The sequence below is a fragment of the Pseudoalteromonas rubra genome (assembly GCF_000967655.1).
Lineage (GTDB): Bacteria > Pseudomonadota > Gammaproteobacteria > Enterobacterales > Alteromonadaceae > Pseudoalteromonas > Pseudoalteromonas rubra_A.
On the sequence record NZ_JXYA01000138.1, the window covers coordinates 1 to 737 of the forward strand.

Consider the following 737-nt stretch of genomic DNA (forward strand, 5'->3'; position numbering starts at 1 on the left):
TTACAGAGTACTCAAGGCAAATGGCCAGTTACATCACCGAGGCCGAGGCGCTCCATCTTATGGAGTGCCTGTTCCAAAAACGTACACAGCAACGGGACCTTGTCAGGTGTTTTGTTGGGATATTACCTATCTGCCGAGCACGGTACGTGGTCAGTTTTACTACCTGTACATGCTCGAAGATATATACAGCAGAAAAATAGTGGGCCATGAAGTCCACGAACAAGAATCAGGCGAGCATGCAGCCAAGTTGCTGGAGCAAACATTAGTGCGTGAAAATGCGCTGCATAGCGGTGTAGTTTTACACTCAGACAACGGTGCGCCGATGAAATCGCAAACTATGCGTGTAAAAGCACAAGAGTTGGGTGTGACAACATCATATAACAGACCGCGAGTTAGCAACGACAATCCATTTGCAGAATCCTTGTTCAGAACTTGCAAATACAGACCTGACTGGCCCTCGGCAGGCTTTAAAAGCCTCGAAGAAGCCAGAGCATGGGTACTGAAATTTACTCGTTGGTACAACTATGAGCATAAGCACAGTAAGTTGCGATTTGTTACACCACATCAGCGGCATACGGGACAGGATAAAGAGATACTGGTGCAACGAAAAGAACGAATGGAAATAGCAAAAGCAGCTAATCCAAGTCGATGGGGAACACGTGCTGTGCGAAATTGCAGTCCAGTCGGGCCTACAACGCTCAACCCGGAAAAACAGCCCATGGGCACGGCGGGATCGC

Annotated in this window: 1 protein-coding gene; it reads left to right on the forward strand. The window is 48.3% G+C overall.

Translation table 11 applies throughout. The features are described 5' to 3' along the window. A partial coding sequence (locus tag TW77_RS23950; RefSeq protein WP_046007491.1) for a DDE-type integrase/transposase/recombinase occupies window positions 1–737 on the forward strand: 737 nt, incomplete at both ends.